Origin of the sequence: Burkholderia sp. SRS-25, from assembly GCF_004343765.1 — a bacterium.
Taxonomy (GTDB): domain Bacteria; phylum Pseudomonadota; class Gammaproteobacteria; order Burkholderiales; family Burkholderiaceae; genus Burkholderia; species Burkholderia contaminans.
Genome location: NZ_PTXM01000068.1, coordinates 1 through 252, shown reverse-complemented (window position 1 = coordinate 252; position 252 = coordinate 1). Strand labels below are relative to the sequence as shown.

The following is a 252-nucleotide window of genomic DNA, read 5'->3' as shown; positions in this document are numbered from 1 at the left end:
TACGGATCAAAGCTTGTTTGCCAGCTCCCCGTAGCTTTTCGCAGGCTACCGCGTCCTTCATCGCCTGTGATCGCCAAGGCATCCACCACATGCACTTGTTCGCTTGACCCTATAACGAGTCTGTCTCATCGACAGTCGCTACAGGTTGAGTTCTCGCGTTGTGCCGTATTCCAATTGAGTCAAACATAGAGTTCGAATCATCTTGAGATACATCGATACAATCACAACCCGGATAGTTTTCACGTCCATCTC

At 49.2% G+C, this 252-nt stretch carries 1 rRNA gene; it reads right to left on the bottom strand.

Annotated elements, in window-relative coordinates:
- Positions 1 to 109: ribosomal RNA gene (locus tag C5O79_RS37960) — 23S ribosomal RNA — on the bottom strand; the annotation flags it as partial.
- Between the last annotated feature and the right edge of the window lie 143 nt (positions 110 to 252).